Here is a 13,057-nt window from a genome sequence, read left to right as displayed (position 1 = left end):
CTGTTGAGCCCGTCAGCAGTGGTTTTCTAAAAAAATTCTATTTTGAAAGCTGTGACTGCTTTAAATGCAATCTTAAAATACGACGTAATTCTAAAATTGCCTCAGGGCTAGTTTGAATTGAATGCCCACCTTTAATAATCAGCTCCGACTGCTCCCCACCCAAATGTGAACTTTGATACGGCACAATCCCATCACTGCTTTTTGACTTATCTGTGGTGCCATTTATATTGCCCATAATCGAGTGATAGACCACGTTGGACGATGGCTGAATGGCTTGCGTAAGTTGCATAAAGCTAGAAGAGCGACTCAAATTACTCGCTCCGTTTTCAATCAAACCTTTTCTGAGTTTTGTATTTTTCTCATCTCTCATTTCGACCGCAATAAAAAAGTCAGCAGGCAAACGAATAACACGGCGAGCAATTTGGGTAAACCATCGATCAGCATAGTCGGTACCATGATGCGGCGCCGAAACAAAAACAACCCGCTTAAAATACGGCAAAGTCTTGAACTGAAAACGCTCTCGAATAACAGGATTTTCCTTTAAACGATTTAGCTGTGCTTCATTCATTTTTTGCATGGCTTGCTCTGAAACATCAGCATCGCTTACTAATAGGCGGCTAATCACTCCGCCCATACTATGCCCAACCAACACTGCATCATGTGCAGCATAGCTGTCTTTGGCAACATTTTGAAAAGCCTGATTCAGCAATGAATAAATCTGAAAACGACTTTCAAAAATCGGCATATTGGTTGAATAAAACACTTGCCAAACTTGGTAGTTTTTCCTTAATTCGGCATCTCCCATAATGTCATTGGTTAGGCTCACCCAAGCCTCTGGGCTACTTGCTAAGCCATGAATAAATACAATGATTTTTTTATTCGGGTTAAAGGGTTCCAACATATATAAATGCGGCATGATCAAATTCGATTCTTTATTCACTAAAGACCAATAACCCGCCGCACCTAAATTATATTTTGACAGCCACAGCCCATAAGGTGCCGAATAGTTTGCAGTCAGCGGATAGTCCACACCTTCAACTTTTACACGATCCTTTCGGTATGGGTCGAACATGGCAATTTCTAAGTCTGCCCCAGCAATGATCTGATCGGCTGTGGCCTTTTGTTTTGGGTAGGCAATGGCTGTGACTGGAAAGAAGCGTGGTAAATGTATATTCGGATTGCTCTGGTGAGCGTAAAAAGCGTCGGGGTCTAAAATGAAACCATGATTTACATCATGCTCCTTACGCCCAACAATAAACTCGGCTCCTAAACCGTCCTTACGGTTGACGGTATTAAACCCTGAAAAGTTCATGTTATAGCTAGAGCGAAAGGTATCGACTTCAATATTTTGTACATCTACTGCATGGTCAAAATTGACATGGTACTCATGCCCATCTGCTTTTAGTAGCGGTGGGAAATGAAGCGTATTTAAATGATTAAAATACGTGGTCATAAGCTTTGACAAAGCCACGTTATAAAAAATACGTACCTGATTTTGCCGATGGTCAAATACCCGATCGAACGGCGACTCTTCAGAGTCAAACAAATAAACATAGCTATAACGCAAGCTTTTATCAAATAGTGCTAACTCTTGCTCGACACAACGATTATTTTTACTACCCACATTACACTGGCTACTACGTCCCACATCTAAAGCTTTTGCCAAGTAAATTTCACTGAGCGCAGCATAACGCTCTTCTCTGCTGCTATTTTCAGACAGTCCCTGAATTTTCTTTAAACAATCATCAAAATTTTGCAGACAAGACTTTTCATTTTCTTTGACCAAATACAGTAAGTTTTGGGTTTGATGACTTAAAGTATTGTCAGTCAAAATGCTTTCATTTTTACTTTTCAAAGCGCTACTTAAGTTACTTTCTTTTAAATGAATGACCTGACAACCGCTGAGCAGTCCCATTATTGCAAGCACTAAATAATGGCCAGACTTTGTCATTGTGCATTCCTTTATCGAATGTATTTCCCCATTCGTCATTATGCCTGTAAAGCTGTGAACGAACAATTTCAGCTCAACTTCAATGGTGCTTTATTAAAAAAATAAAAGCCCGAATTTTTTTAAATTCAGGCTCTTTCAACAGCTCTGTTTAAGCTTGTTTAAACTTCTGCTGTGAAGCCAAATAAGAAAAATAAAGGATAGGTAAAATAAACGGCGCTACACTCCAAAAGTCAAAATAGACATAAAGCACAGCCCCCATAAAAGCACCAATCACAAAGCCAATCACAATACTGGCACTTTTAAGCAAACTTGCCCGATTGGCTGCGTTATTGTTTTTAAGCAAGTTGGCAATATCAATACCAAGCTGGGTGGTGTTGCCTGTCATCATGGTACTTGGGCTAATATTTTTAATGAGGGTTTTACTTGAGGTATTACGAATAGCTAAAGCAATTAAACCGAGGCCACCCGTGATAGCAACGGTAATCGCATCGGCATTTTTAAATGGCTCAAAGTAAAGCCCAGCAACCATAAAGGCACACAGGAAAATAGCTTCAAACAAAAATAAATAAGACAGCGTTTTATGTTTAGCCTGACTACGGTCAATTAAAAGTTTGGTAATCACCACCGTCAAAATAAACAATGGGATAGCCGCAAGTTTAATCCAGACACCTGTGCCGCCCTTCACCAAAGCCGCTCCTGCCAGTACCAAGTTACCCGTGACATGCGCTGTAAAAAAACCAAATAACGCAATAAAGCCAATGGTATCAATTGCTCCACCAACCATAGTCAGTAAAACAGGATCTCGACATAGTGCCCATGTACTTTGTGTCTCTTGTTGAATTGAAGTCTCTGGCATTACACTTCCTATCAAATATTGGTTTTTTAATTAGAAATTTTTGTCAGAAATTTAATATAAATTTCGATCTTTAATAACAACAGATCTTTATGTAAAAACCTAGCTGTTCATTTTAAGTCAGAGTGTATTTAAACCAGATACAATGCAATTGGACTTTTTATTTTTAAAGCTAAGGTATTTTAAATGCATCACTAAGATGCATTTAAAAAGTTATCTGTCTGTTGGGCTTGTTCATAAGCATCAATAAACTGAGTTTGCGGTATCTCTTATTTAGAAGTACTACAAATTGCTTTATTTAATTAAGTAGGTCTAGCAATCCCTCTAGGAATAAAATAATTAGGTGCTTTACCATCATTGAGAATTGCTTGGAAATCACTGGCCTCAGCAATAAAGCCACCGACTGAGTCACAAACATAGTTTTCAAAATAGTAAACCACTTCTTTTGGTAGAGTACTTTTACGATCTCTGCCTTTTATCACATCATAAGGCCTCGCACCTTCTGGTACATATACATTGAGTGCCTGACGGATATTCTCAAACAAGCCATCATTGAGTTTTGTGATGGCTGTGATTTTTTCTTTTCGGCCGATTCGCTCTCTCGTTTTACGATGAATAAAACGAGCATATCCGCCCTCTCGAATCCATTGATGATATAACGCAATTTGACTCTGCATTTGCTGTTCAAAAGAGGTTCCTCCTTTGACATATGCCATAAAATTATTTAAATCTTGCTGCCATTTGGAATCAAAAGTATAAAATTTCTTATATGAAGATTTTTTATCAATTAAAGTATTCATTTCCTTAAGTGTAAAAAATTTTAATCCATAAGCACAGGCACGGTTATACATAGCATGTAAAGTAATACGGCATAGTCCTAAAATACGTGCCTGTTCCATAGGCATATAACCTCCCCCGACATTAGAATGTACACCTGGGTAAACCTTTTGGTCATGAACAAGGCCTTTTACAGTAGTTGCCGTAGGTTTACCTGTGGGTGTTAAAGGAAAAGACTGTCGCATTTCAAGAGATGCAACCAAGTGCATACTATGCTCTATATAGTCTTCTATGCGTGTTCTATATAACTCAGGATTTTTATTTTGCCCAGCATTACCAATTGACTCTACTGTGTCAAAAATACCTAAAAACTTTATTTTTATAGGTTTACCTCGATAAAACAATTTTTTACCACTTCCTGCACCTTGGCTAGTCACATTTGGTGCATGCTGTAACCAGTTCATAAAAATACGAGCTTCTGTTGCACCACGTGAGAACCCAAAAGCAGAAAGATTAATTTCAGTAATACCATTTTTTTGATAAATTCTTTCTAAATAATCGACTAACTCAAAAATAGCTTTCTGTAAGCGTTGTTGTATACCTAATGCAACACCTAGGCCCAAAGCTCCTTGTATACCCTTTCCACTTTCACTGTAACCTTGTTTACGCCACTCAGCATCAGTAATATCAATTTTTCTTCCATTTAAGCTCCGTGCAGCAGCACTAATTTTTGCTGTGTCCACTACTGAATATTTATCAAACTTATACTGTGTACCTAAACCTTCATAATAAAATTTTTGTATTCCTTTTTCTGGTTCTTGTTTATGTGCTTCAAAAAGAGCGACTACATTAGTCTGGTTTAAAGTCGCTGCATCAGCATCTTTATTATTTCCTGTACCATCAAAAAAGAAACTAACCCAAACTGGTACACGACAAGTTTTGCAAGGGCTTTCTGTAGCCTTACCATCTTTTGCTAAAACTTTAGCTGCTATAAGCATATCTCTAACAGAACGAGTTTCATTTTGTATTGCTTGAGTCATAGTCGTTGTCTTGATATTTTAAAATTTTTTAATCAGGAAATTGGATACGGGCTGCTTCATTCTCAGGAATCTTGTTCCACATCTGAGGTGAACTTAAAGTCACTTTTTTTGCTTTATCCCCAAGTGCTTTATCAAATAAATCTTTTCTAAAACTTGGCCAACGCATAGTCACTTCTATGACCCCAGTATTATTTGGGAAATAATGTAAAACTGCATATGAACGCGGAGTATCTTTGAGGTTTTCTACAGGAACTTTAATATGGTACTGTTTATAGCCATCCCCCATATCCGTATAAAAGCTTACATCGGCAGTATTACTGTTTGCCACTAAATGAACACAACAAGCTGTTCCTGAACCTCCTACACTGCCCAACCGCTCTGCTGCTCCAGAATTAGTGTTTCCTCGACCATTTACAGAAATATCTGCCATGCCATAGGTACTATAGTTATAAACCATAAATGTTAAATCGACCGTTTCGGCCTGACAGGCAACCATGAGCGGGAGTATGGCTGCGCACAGTATTACTTTAAAAATATTCTTCATTATTTCATTCCACTTTGTCATATTTAATCTGGATACTTTATTCGAACTGATTCATTTTCAGGGATATTGCTCCATATTGTTGGAGAGCTTAAAGTAATTTTCTTAGCTTTTTCAGCTTGACATGCAACCCTCAAGGGTAATGCTACTGTACAAAATAATATTTTTAGAGCTTTTATCAATGTAATATCTCTGCAATAAATATATTTAGACTTGAATTTTTTGATATTTTTTATACCAATCATCTAGCTCTTCTAAATCAATTTCGTCTGTCGTTTTTTGAAAACTCATTGTTGTCATTTGAGTTTTGATTAAAGCTTTTTTAAAGGGCCCTTCAACAAGAAAGAACTCACCAAATTTGTGATATAAAGTACTAAATAAAATTTCATCTTCAAAACTGATCAACCGTTGTTTTTTAGCTTCTTTAAGCAAGTTTATTGCTATTTCATAGAGCTGATAAAAAGGTAATTCTTTTAAATTTTCATCATATTCTTTCAATAGAGGCATTAATCGCATTGGCTTAAGGTTAATATTGATCTCTTTAAACTCATCTTCTGAAAAACTTAATGTAGTAAGAATGGAGCGATTGGTTGGAAAATTATCTAAACGATGAAAAGTATTATCAATATTTTGCCAAATCCAATAATTAATTTTAAATGATAATATTTTTCTCCATTTCAATTCATTTAATACACTTACCGTTGCATGAAAAGCAAAATTGTCTTGAAATCGAAATAAAGCACTTTTTCCATTAGGTTGCCTAATTTCCATCAGTTCTTCAAGATGTTCTTTAATTTGTTCAATTTCAAAATAAGAATTGAAGAAATTTAGCCCACCTTGGTCTCTAATGTTTTTAATTAGTTCGATATTTTTAATACATTCTTCGTGAGTAAAAGAATAAAGTAGTGCTCCATTTTCTTGTAGATTTTCAGAAAAATCTGAGTAGAGGTTTATTTTCTGCCCACCATCAAATGGAAAATCCTTACAAAAGCTATCCACACCTGAAAAAGAACTACTATCGATTAAAAAATAATAAAAGCTTTCATCAACCTCTTCTGTAGGTACAAATATATTGTCCAAAAAATCTGGCGATTGAGTGCAAATTTCCATGATTATCCCTCAAAACCAACGAAGGCTTCATGTGATTCACTCGCATTCTTCATACAACTCGCCGTTTTTTCTTTAAATGACCACGTTAGTTTTGGTAAGTCAGCCTTTGCACCACTCAAAAAGACATGCTGACCTGCTTTAACTTCAAATTTTCCAGAGGTGGTAATAAATACACCACTTCCATTAATTTTGATTTGGGATTCTTTAGCAGTTAAAGTAATTTCTTCTGGCGAAGTAAGTTCAATATTGGATTTAACAGACAAAATTTTAACAACCTCATTCGCAATCATTTCAATTGATTTTTCATGAGTTTGTATTTCTAACTTTCCTTTGGCACTAATAATTTGCATAAGGTCTTCATAAGAAAAAAGACTTAATTTCTTTTGACTTGCTAAAACCGTATTTTGATCACTCATCAAATTAATATTCTCTTTAGCTGAAATATGGGTATTTGACTGACTTTGAATAAGAATATTTTTAGATGAGTTTAAAGTAATATCTGCTGGACTCGTTAGAATAATAATCGCTTCTTTTAACGTTTGAACTTCAGCCTCTTTACCTGCTGCCTCTAAAGCCTCAATACTTTTTGTCAATGTCGCTAAAGCATCTAGTGCCATGACTTTATGTTCTTTTACATTATCTTCTAGAACTGTATTCCATTCTTTATGTGTTTTTAAATCAGCAATCGTCTGCTCTAGATTAAGCGCATCGTGAGCTGCATTTTTTTGTTTATATGTTGAAATCAGTAAACCGTCACCTGCGCGTACAGCTCCCCATTGATCAGTTCTGAGTTCAAACCCTTGACCTCTTCCATCACTCTCAGCCTGCTCTTTAGGATGACTTAAGTTACCTAAATTTAACTGACTCGCCCCATGACTACTGTGGAGTTGGGTACTAATTTGCCCAGTCGTATCATCAAAACGAAGTTGGTTAAATCCAGACCCGCCTACCTCTTTAGAGCGAATACCACTTAACTTTTTGGTATCGGGTAGCTGACCTTTAATATCAAATTTGGTGGGTGACCGTTGCCCTTCATGAATTCGCCCTGTAACAAATGGACGGTCAATATTTCCATCAAAAAAATCTATTACAACGATTTCACCCACCCTTGGCAAAAAGCGGGCACCGTATCCTTCCCCTGCCCATGGCGTTAGTACATCCACCCAAGCAGAATCTGTATCATTGTCATTACTTCCTGCACCTCCATCATGTTGGTGATCATCGGTACGGGTGAATAAAAAACGAACCTTGATACGGCCCCATTCATCTACATGAATTTCTTCTCCATCTAAACCCACTACTTTGGCTCGTTGCACATGGGCCGAGGGACGATGTATTAATGGGTCAAATTCTGGAACAATATCAATATAACGACGAACAACTACTAATTCGTTGGCTTGTCTTTCTTGCGCTCTATCATGGCTGACTTGCCAATGGCTCAAACTTAATAGTTGCTCAACTTGATCCCGTATATCTTTAGGCAGGTTATTCTGGTTATAAAACCGCTTACTTAAAATCAAAAACTCTTTATCAGAAATTTCATGATTTTTTTCAAGCTCAGGATGTTCATTTAACTGAAACCAATAACCAACTTGAGCATCTCGTACACTACTTTGAGCAATAAAATACTTTGCCTGCAAAGCTTGATATTGATTTAATTGTTTATTTAATTTTTCAATCTGACTGTTACTTGAAGTAGTTGCCTGATCTTCTCCATTTAGGTCCGCAATCCAAGCAGGTGTAATGGTCCATGCCTGTTCAAGACTTAAACTTTCATTATCTCGCTGTGAACTATGCTGATGTGCGCTTAAAACACTGCCACTTGCATCTTCTTGACTTAAATTATCCGCTTGCCAACGTTGAAGATGGATTGCAGTGTGTTGCAACTGTCTTTGCGTAATAAAACTGGTAATACTGTCATTTTGTTCAGTTGCATGACTTCTATGGTAGCGAATAGCCCGACGCTCTAAGATTTTATATTCATGATTATGATCAATAAGGCGTAATTTTTGAGGCTCAATCGTCTGGCTATTGCTCAAGACTATAGTCTCTGTTTCATCAATTAACCAGTTGATGCCCTCTTCCCGCATGAGACGGGTTAAATATGCATAATCACTTTCATTTGACTGCATAGAAAAAGGTCGAACATCATAATTCTTGGTTAAACCACTGCTATCTATTTGTAAACTTGCGGCAAATAAGGGGCTTTTGTTTTGCCATTCTTTAAAAATAATCTCAATAATTTCTACCACACTTTTGTTCATAAACACCCGACTATTACGTCGTTTGTGCCATAAACTGGTCGCATCTTGCATATTCAGTTTATATAAGCAAAGAGCGCCATCGCTTTGCCCTTGACTCGCCCCTGTAATAATTCCTGTCGTTCTAAATAATTTACCCGAATCTGTTACTTGTTCTACTGCAACCTGACAACCTATAAATTGTTTTAACGAAATATAAGGATTTGTTGATAAACAAATCAGCTCAGCAGAGAGACCTTCATTAATTGCATGAAAGCCATCAATACGTTGTAAAAAAACCTGATTATTTATTTCGGGATGAGCAAAATAAATATGTAATGCCCGTTTTTGTGAAGCGAAACCAATTTTATCTAAGAAATCAAATATATTATTTAACATTGTTATTTTAACCACAAATCAACCTATTTATATTAACAAATAGACATAATAACCTCAAACAACGAAATATATTTATTCTCAACAAACTACAATAAAACCAATCAAATAAATATAGTAATATTTTATTAAAAAGTTATCTTAAAATGAATTACTTCGCTAAATTGAATAATTATTCCGCAATTTTCTTATTATTAATTAAAAATAAAATATTATTAAATTTTTACTTAATAATATTTATTCATTTCTAAAACATACTTGGAGTATTTCTTTTAACGATTTTATCATCAAATCAATTTGACCTCTAAAACCGCTCCGACTATGATGAAACTGTGATTTTTACTCAAAATTTATAGCCGCGCGACCTGTTTGTGTATTTATCACCGTTTAGAACGCCAATATTCCCCAAAACTCATGCATAAGCTTAGAAAGTTAAGTCTACAAAGCCCAGAATTGCCGCGTGATTTTGTAAAAACCATGCTTCGAACGATGCAACAGTGCCGTTCTTAACTTTACCAGTGCATTAAAGCAAATCAGCCAAATCCCTAATTTCTTCCATTACTGCCTTACACGCAGGCGTTAAATAGCCATGTTTAGAAATAGACAAAGAAATATAGCGCTTGAGTGCGGGGTTAATAATTTTTGCGGCTTGAATTGAGGTGTATTGGCTGGCCTTCTTTAACGCTTGCGGCCCCAACATGGTATACATGCGAGATTCGGAAACCAAATGGGTTTGTAAACTAATCGAGTCAGCCTCAAAAACAATGTTCAGCTCTACCCCATTTTCATAAGCCATGTGGTCTAAAAAATTGCGCCAGTTACTTGGCCTGCAAAACGTGACCAGCGGTAAATCACTTACCTCTTTAAAGTCGACTTCATTGGCTTGAGTGAGCGTATCTCCTTCACAGCCGACCAAATAAGTATCGGCTTGGGTAAGGTAAACATCACCCTGTTTAGGCGTTGGGTTAAAGCGATAGAGTATAGCTAAATCGACGCTGCCATCTTCCAGCCATTTTTCTAAATGCACCCCTTGCCCTTCACGCACCGACAGTTTAATTAAGGGATATTTTTGTTGAAGCACTTTATACAGAGTCGATAACAAGGGATGTGCAGTAGACGGCAAACTGGCTATGCGCACCGTACCAATTGGAGTATCGGTCGAGTGCAAAATTTCATTATTCAGTTGGTCGGTTACGTTTAGCCATGAACGAATTTTAGGAAGTAAATGCTGGCCTAAATCGGTCAGCTCGACACCGCGTCCAGTTCGGTTAAACAAACGTCCACCACATTGCGCTTCAAGCTCATTCATTTGCCGACTGATTTGCGGTTGGTTGGTGTTATGCAGCATCGCGACTTTGCTTAAGCTACCGAGTTCTACCGCGTCTAAAAATATTTTCCATAATTCATAATTCATCGATTCTTCCTAAATCGTAAATAGGCAGCATTTTGAGCCATACATTTTCAGTATAACTGAAATTCAAGAATTGGTAATTCCTACATAGCTCACATATTTCTATACTCCAATCATGTTCTCTACAACACGATTTAAGTCAGATTAAGAACCAGAGAATATTTAATTACACTGTATAGGAAGTACGATTATGAGTTTAGATTTACGTGGATTAACCCCAGCACCTGTGACTCCTTTTACCCGTGATGGACAAGTAGACCATGATGCAATTCAACGTTTAGGTTCATGGTTAGGTAGTATTGATGGTGTGAAAGGCTTGGTTGTTCTTGGGCATGCAGGTGAAGGAACATTCTTGTCGCAAAAAGAACAAATGCAGGTCATCGAAAGCTTTGTTAAATCGGTAGATGACAAAATTCCGGTAATCGCAGGGATTACACTTGAAGGTACTTCGGTTGCAGCAGAAGAAGCAAAACGTGCAGTCAGCGCAGGTGCTTCGGCAGGTTTGATTTACCCTTCACATGGCTGGTTGCGTTTTGGCTATCAAAAAGGCGCACCGCAAGACCGCTATAAAGCAATTTATGAAGAAAGTGGTTTGCCATCTATTTTATTCCAATATCCAGATGCAACGAAAGCCACTTACGACCTAGACACCCTACTCGATATTTCTGCACAGCCAGGTGTATTTGCCATGAAAAATGGTGTGCGTAATATGCGCCGTTGGGATGTCGAAATTCCGATTATTCGTCGTGAACGTCCCGACTTACAGGTATTGACGTGCCACGATGAATATTTGCTTCACACCATGTTTGATGTAGACGGTGCTTTGGTTGGCTATGGCAACATTGCCCCTGAACTGTTAATTGAAATGATTAAAGCAGGTAAAGCCAAAGATTATGCTAAAGCTCGTGCGATTCACGACCAATTATTACCAGTGACTCGCAATGTTTATCACCGTGGTTCACACATGGAAGGCACAGTCGCGCTAAAACATGCACTGGTTGCTCGCGGAATTTTGGACCATGCCACTGTGCGTTCGCCACTGCTTCCACTGGCAGATGGTGCTGAGCAAGAAATTCATGATGCAATGCGTCAAGCCGGCATTGGCAAGGTCGATTTAACCCAAGCCGTTGCTTAAATTCTATTCGGGCTAGCATGTACGCTAGCCTTTTTTTCCTGTACGCTGCCTGAGGCCAAACATCGGGCATGTCTCTTAAAAACAATAATAAAAAGCATGCAAACTGTGGTGAACAGGTAGTGCGAAATAGAACAACAAAACTACGAGGAATGTAGTGATAAGGAGATATAAGATGACAAATCTAGCGGATGTAGAACAAATTAGTCATCATCAAAAAAATGCGGAAATTATTGCAAGACTCGAACGACTACCCGTCACTGGTCGACTGCAATTTATGCGAATTACCATTGGGATCGCGACCTTTTTTGACGCTTATACTGTTCTTGCGATTGCTTTTGCTTTACCCCAACTGATTACCGAATGGCACCTGACGCCTGCCTATGTCGGTGCAATTATTGCCGCGGGCTATGTCGGGCAACTGGTCGGTGCAATCTTTTTTGGTTCTCTTGCCGAAAAAGTCGGTCGTTTAAAAGTGCTGTCTTTTACCATTTTACTGTTTGTGGCAATGGATATTTCTTGTCTATTTGCGTGGAGCGGAATGTCGCTGTTAATTTTCCGTTTCTTACAAGGTGTGGGAACAGGTGGCGAAGTGCCTGTTGCGAGCGCCTATATTAACGAGTTTATTGGTGCAGAAAAGCGCGGTAAGTTTTTCTTGCTCTATGAAGTTTTATTTCCACTTGGTCTTATGTTTGCAGGCATGGCAGCATTTTTCCTGATGCCAATTTACGGCTGGAAAGTCATGTTTATTGTGGGCCTAATTCCATCTTTACTGGTCATTCCTTTACGGTTTTTCTTGCCTGAGTCACCACGCTGGCTTGCTTCAAAAGGTCGTTTTAAAGAAGCCGATCAAGTGGTTAAAAGCTTTGAAGAGGGTGCCATCAAAAGCGGTAAAACTTTACCTGAACCTGTGGTTAAAGAAATTAACCCGCAAGGCATGGCAAAAACCGACTGGCGCGAGCTGTTCCGTGGCATCTACCGCAAACGTACCTTTACCCTGTGGGGCATGTGGTTTTGCGTGTATATGGTGAACAATGCCATGGTGACTTGGCTGCCATCTCTTTACAAACAACACTTTGGTCTGTCGCTTCAAACCAGTTTAGGTTATGGCTGGATTACCTCGGGCGTGGGTGTGATTGCCTCTATTATCTGTGCGTTAATGATTGATAAAGTCGGTCGCCGTCTTTGGTATAGTGCAGCGTTTTTCTTGGCGATTATTCCACTCATGAGTCTCTCGGTTTTAGGCGCAAAATCGGCGATGGAAGTTGTAATTTTCGCAACGATTAGCTATGCCATTTTGCAAACGATTTCATTCTCTTTATATCTTTACGCTGCCGAACTTTACCCTACTCGCCTACGTGCGATGGGCATTGGTTTTAGTACCGCTTGGTTACGTGCTGGCTCTGCAATTGGGCCTGTGATGGTGGGTCTCGTGGTTGGTGGTTACGGCATTCAATATGTGTTTAGTGTGCTTGCCGTTGTGGCACTCATTGGTGGCCTAGTGACCTTCTTGTTTGCCATTGAAACCAAAGGCCAAGTGCTCGAAAAACTCTCTCCTTAATTCATCCATTTCATAAAAAGCTTGCCTAACCTCAGCGTTAGGCAA

At 38.4% G+C, this 13,057-nt stretch carries 9 protein-coding genes and 1 pseudogene; 3 read left to right on the top strand and 7 right to left on the bottom strand.

From position 1 onward, the window contains the following. Positions 1-37: 37 nt before the first annotated feature. The 6 genes from AC056_RS09670 to AC056_RS09640 all read right to left on the bottom strand — a co-directional run bounded on the left by AC056_RS09670 (position 38) and on the right by AC056_RS09640 (position 8,911). Entirely contained in the window at positions 38-1,951 is a 1,914-nt protein-coding gene (locus tag AC056_RS09670) for an alpha/beta fold hydrolase (protein ID WP_139344643.1), read from the bottom strand. A 148-nt stretch (positions 1,952-2,099) separates the two neighbouring features. Continuing rightward, entirely contained in the window at positions 2,100-2,807 is a 708-nt protein-coding gene (locus AC056_RS09665) for a YoaK family protein (RefSeq protein WP_077163500.1), read from the bottom strand. 299 nt (positions 2,808-3,106) lie between these two features. After that, positions 3,107-4,621 (bottom strand): T6SS phospholipase effector Tle1-like catalytic domain-containing protein, encoded by a 1,515-nt coding sequence (locus AC056_RS09660; RefSeq protein ID WP_039254154.1) that lies wholly within the window; start codon positions 4,619-4,621, stop codon positions 3,107-3,109. Between the two features lie 28 nt (positions 4,622-4,649). After that, positions 4,650-5,165: a DUF3304 domain-containing protein gene (locus AC056_RS09655; protein WP_039254156.1), complete on the bottom strand. Its 516-nt coding sequence runs from the start codon at positions 5,163-5,165 to the stop codon at positions 4,650-4,652. Positions 5,166-5,369: 204 nt separating this feature from the next. After that, positions 5,370-6,272 carry a DUF4123 domain-containing protein gene (locus tag AC056_RS09645; protein WP_077163498.1) on the bottom strand — a complete coding sequence of 301 codons (903 nt, stop codon included), beginning with the start codon at positions 6,270-6,272 and terminating at the stop codon, positions 5,370-5,372. Between the two features lie 2 nt (positions 6,273-6,274). Beyond that, positions 6,275-8,911, bottom strand: coding sequence for a type VI secretion system Vgr family protein (locus tag AC056_RS09640; RefSeq protein ID WP_077163497.1), 2,637 nt, complete (start codon positions 8,909-8,911; stop codon positions 6,275-6,277). Between the two features lie 348 nt (positions 8,912-9,259). On the opposite strand from AC056_RS09640, the pseudogene AC056_RS19865 reads away from it, so the two are divergent. Next, a pseudogene (locus AC056_RS19865) lies at positions 9,260-9,418 on the top strand (hypothetical protein); the annotation flags it as partial. A gap of 13 nt (positions 9,419-9,431) precedes the next feature. Here the strand turns inward: AC056_RS19865 and AC056_RS09630 are convergent. Then, positions 9,432-10,322 (bottom strand): LysR family transcriptional regulator, encoded by an 891-nt coding sequence (locus AC056_RS09630; protein WP_077163496.1) that lies wholly within the window; start codon positions 10,320-10,322, stop codon positions 9,432-9,434. 187 nt (positions 10,323-10,509) lie between these two features. On the opposite strand from AC056_RS09630, the gene AC056_RS09625 reads away from it, so the two are divergent. Together AC056_RS09625 and AC056_RS09620 are read left to right on the top strand one after the other, a co-directional pair. Continuing rightward, positions 10,510-11,454 (top strand): dihydrodipicolinate synthase family protein, encoded by a 945-nt coding sequence (locus AC056_RS09625; protein ID WP_000050871.1) that lies wholly within the window; start codon positions 10,510-10,512, stop codon positions 11,452-11,454. Positions 11,455-11,626: 172 nt separating this feature from the next. Continuing rightward, positions 11,627-13,012 (top strand): MFS transporter, encoded by a 1,386-nt coding sequence (locus AC056_RS09620; protein ID WP_077163495.1) that lies wholly within the window; start codon positions 11,627-11,629, stop codon positions 13,010-13,012. Positions 13,013-13,057 lie beyond the last annotated feature (45 nt).

This window comes from Acinetobacter genomosp. 33YU, assembly GCF_001990725.1.
In the GTDB taxonomy this organism is placed as follows: domain Bacteria; phylum Pseudomonadota; class Gammaproteobacteria; order Pseudomonadales; family Moraxellaceae; genus Acinetobacter; species Acinetobacter seifertii.
Note: the sequence above shows the minus strand (reverse complement) of the source record. Positions and strands in the feature narration are given on the sequence as shown.